General features: G+C 53.9%; 3 protein-coding genes. All 3 read left to right on the top strand.

What is annotated here, in order from left to right:
- Positions 1 to 1,197: TRAP transporter large permease (locus B2W96_RS02940; protein WP_293008397.1), on the top strand; the 1,197-nt coding region annotated here is incomplete at its 5' end.
- 91 nt (positions 1,198 to 1,288) lie between these two features.
- Positions 1,289 to 2,176, top strand: coding sequence for an NAD(P)-dependent oxidoreductase (locus B2W96_RS02935; protein WP_293008395.1), 888 nt, complete (start codon positions 1,289 to 1,291; stop codon positions 2,174 to 2,176).
- 77 nt (positions 2,177 to 2,253) lie between these two features.
- The gene (locus tag B2W96_RS02930; protein ID WP_293008393.1) at positions 2,254 to 3,012 is read left to right on the top strand and encodes a FadR/GntR family transcriptional regulator; all 759 of its coding nucleotides are present in this window, start codon (positions 2,254 to 2,256) and stop codon (positions 3,010 to 3,012) included.
- The last annotated feature ends 196 nt before the right edge of the window (positions 3,013 to 3,208 follow it).

Genomic DNA, 3,208 nt, shown 5'->3' with positions numbered 1-3,208 from the left:
ATTGCCACCATGGTGGCAATGATCCACGCCGGATTCCCGCTGGAGGCCGTCGCCCAGAAAACCTTCCTTGGCATGAACTCCGCGTCCCTGCTGTGCATTCCCCTGTTCATTCTGGCAGGCAATATCATGGCGCAGGGCATCACGCAAAAGCTGATTGCCGCCGCGAACGTGCCTCTTGGCAGGGTGCGGGGCAGCCTTGCCTCTGTAACAGTGCTTTCCTCGGCCTTATTCGGCGCAATCTCCGGTTCGGCCGTGGCGACCGTGGCCGCAGTGGGCGGCATGACGGTGCCTGCCATGGAGGAGGCGGGATATGACAAAAACTATTCCGTCGCCTGCGCAAGCTGCTCTTCCCTGCTAGGCCCCATGATTCCTCCTTCCATTTCTCTGGTGGTATACGCCAGCCTGACAGAGACTTCCATCCAAAAGCTCTTCATGGCCACTGCCGCGCCTGCTGTACTCTGCATGGTGTGCTTTTTGGCGTATACGCTGTATTACGGCTATAAAATGAAGTTGCCGATGCAGCCCAAAACCACCACCAAGGAAAAACTGCACATCCTGAAGGACAGCATTTGGGCCTTGTTCATGCCCATTATCGTTCTGGGGCTCATCTTCGGCGGCATCTGCACCGTTTCTGAAGCGGCGGCTATCTCTGCGCTGTATGCCGCCATCGTGGGCATCTTCATCTATCGCACCATCAGCCTGAAAAACCTGATGGAGACTCTGTACGAGACAACGATTTCCGTGGCTGCCATCATGATTCTGGTGGGTCTGTCCAAGGCATCGGCCTATGTGGTGATCTCCTCTCAGCTTCCCCAGCTTTTCATGCAGGCCATGACCTCTGTGGTATCTTCCAAGTTTATGGTGCTGCTGATTATCAATGTAATCTTCCTGATTCTCGGATGCCTGATGGAGGGCAACTGCATCATCGTGATGATGGTTCCTCTGATGCTGAGTCTGGTAAACTCCTTCGGCATCGACCTGATTCAGTTCGGGATTCTGACCTGCATCAACATCTACATCGGCTGCATCACACCGCCGGTGGGCGTATCCCTGCTGGTGGGCGCAAAGATCGGCAATGTGACATTGGGCGGCGCCTTTAAATCATGCCTGCCGTTCTTCATTATTTCTCTGGTCATCCTTTTGATGGTTACCTATATTCCGTTCTTCACGCTGTGGCTGCCGGGCTTTCTCGCCTGACGGGAAAAGGCGCGGTAACAATACTGTATCATGCAGGAGTGAACCGTGTGTCATGGTTCACTCTTTGCATATTTTTGGAAGGTGTGTTATAATGACAAAAATAGGATTCTTAGGTCTTGGGGTCATGGGCCTGCATATGGCGCTGAATGTGGATCGGAAAATGGAGCTCGAGGTAATCGGATACGACATCGGCGAGACGCAGCGGCAAATGTACCGTGAGGCGGGCGGCGTTGTGACCGCCGATATTGAGGAGCTTTACACCACTTGTGACGTAATCCTCCAGATGCTGCCTACCCATGCCATTATCCAGCATTCTGTGGAGGAGACCATCCGGCTGGGAAAGCCGGGGCGTCTGATTGTGGATTTGTCCTCTGCCGCCCCGGACATTATTCTGGCGCTCTCGGAGAAGGCAACGGCCGCGGGGATGTTTCTGCTGGATTCCCCCGTCAGCGGCGGAAACACGATGGCAAAAGACGGAACGCTTTCCATCATGGTGGGCGGCGACCGCGCCGCTTTTGACCAAATAAAGCCCGTGCTGGACTGTATGGGTACCCCGGTGTACACCGGGGGCCCCGGCAGCGGCGACACGACAAAGCTGGTCAACAACATGGTGGGCGGCGCGATTCTGGTTGCCATTGCAGAGGGGTATGCCTTTGCCGCAAAAGCGGGCATCGATTTGCAGACCACCTTTGACGCGACCCGTGGCGGCTTTGCCGGAGGCCCCTTGTACGATAACAAGGTGCCGAAAGTCCTTCATCGGGATTTCGAGCCCGGGGCCCGTATTGCCGTTCACCGCAAGGACATCCTGAACGCCAAGCACTATGCCCACAAAATGGGCGTAGACTTGCCTCTGACCGATGTGGTGCTGCAAGTGATGGATTGGATGAACGATAACGGTTACGTTAATGAAGATCAAGCGGCGCTTGTCCGTTACTATGAGGACAAAATGCAGGTAACTGTGGGGAAGGCCGGGGAATGACTCCTGGCGTTCCGCCATTGGTACTTGAATATGTAGCTTGCACAAAGAAACAAACCTTGAAATTGAGGAAGAGTCTGATGAGAGAAGTGACCGGCGAGTATCTTGCCCCTATCCAGGCGAAATCCGTGGTAGACCGGGTGGTTTCACGCTTAACCAGCGCCATTATGAGTGGAGAACTGAAGCCCGGAATGAAAATCCCGACAGAATCGGATTTGGGGAAATCCTTCGGTGTGGGCCGCAACACCGTGCGGGAGGCCGTCAGGACCTTGGTGGCCTACGGCATTCTGGAGGTCCGCAGGGCAGACGGCACTTATGTCTGCGACGGGTTCTCCCCCAACATTTTAAACCCGATGCTGTATGGAATTATCCTGCAAAAGGAAAGCGCTCATCACGAGCTTGTGGATCTCCGGAAACTCCTTGATAACGGAATATTGCAGCAGCTTTTTTATACAAAGCTGCCACAGGAGACATGGGATCGTCTCGGTGCGATTCAGGACGATTTGGAAGAATATCTGTCCTTGGGGGAAAATGATATCGCAGTAATTGCCAAGAAGGACATTGCCTTTCATCAGGAGCTGGCAGCCGCCACCGGAAATGTGGCGGTGATCACGCTTTATGACAGCATTGTCAAGATTACCGAGGACTTTCTCTATAAAACAATCGAAACCATTTTGCAGCACGATGCGGTGGCCTATTTTTCGCAGAGTCACAGAAATATTATGGAAAAGCTCTCCGGAAATCGGCTGGACGAGCTTTACGAGCGTGTAGAGTGGAGTTACCAGTATTGGTATATGACCTTCAAGGAGGAAGACTCCTTAAATGGCGCCCCGCAGTAAGCGGGTAGAATTTTGCCTTAAGGCAGTTTTTCACAATTCGTGGCGATGGCCTTAAATTTCATTGTACTGAGAAGCCCGGCGGGACGCATAGCGTCCCGCCGGGCTGTTCGTTTATTCGGCCATCAGGAAGGTTTCTGCAATCACCGGCAGACGGGCGCCAAAGCCCTCCGCCGCCTCGTCAGGATAGGCCATGTAG

It is taken from the genome of Oscillibacter sp. UBA6647, assembly GCA_002455655.1.
GTDB lineage: Bacteria > Bacillota > Clostridia > Oscillospirales > Oscillospiraceae > Oscillibacter.
Note: the sequence above shows the minus strand (reverse complement) of the source record. Positions and strands in the feature narration are given on the sequence as shown.

Excerpts from the sequence above, each read along its gene's own strand:
- B2W96_RS02930 (WP_293008393.1), top strand. The coding sequence starts at position 2,254 with ATGAGAGAAGTGACCGGCGAGTATCTTGCCCCTATCCAGGCGAAATCC.
- B2W96_RS02935 (WP_293008395.1), top strand. The coding sequence starts at position 1,289 with ATGACAAAAATAGGATTCTTAGGTCTTGGGGTCATGGGCCTGCATATG.